Origin of the sequence: Ideonella livida (assembly GCF_010499455.1) — a bacterium.
GTDB classification, from domain to species: Bacteria; Pseudomonadota; Gammaproteobacteria; order Burkholderiales; family Burkholderiaceae_C; genus Ideonella; species Ideonella livida.
On the sequence record NZ_JAAGOH010000099.1, the window covers coordinates 1 to 255 of the forward strand.

The window sequence follows — 255 nt, forward strand, 5'->3', positions numbered from 1 at the left end:
GCGCCATGGTGAGCCTGCTGGAGCCGCTGATGGACAGCCCCACGCTGCTGCTCATCGCCATCATGCTGCTGGTCATAGCCGTGGGCACGGCCATGGACATGACGCCCACCATCCTGATCCTGACGCCAGTGCTCATGCCCATCGTGAAGGCCGCGGGCATTGACCCGGTGTACTTCGGGGTGCTGTTCATCATGAACAACGCCATCGGGCTGATCACCCCGCCGGTGGGCACGGTGCTCAATGTGGTGGCCGGCG

The 255-nt window shown here is 64.7% G+C and carries 1 protein-coding gene; it reads left to right on the top strand.

The genetic code is table 11. The features are described from left to right. Nucleotides 1-255, top strand: a 255-nt coding sequence (locus G3A44_RS23215; RefSeq protein ID WP_163460122.1) for a TRAP transporter large permease subunit, incomplete at both ends; no start/stop codon positions are given.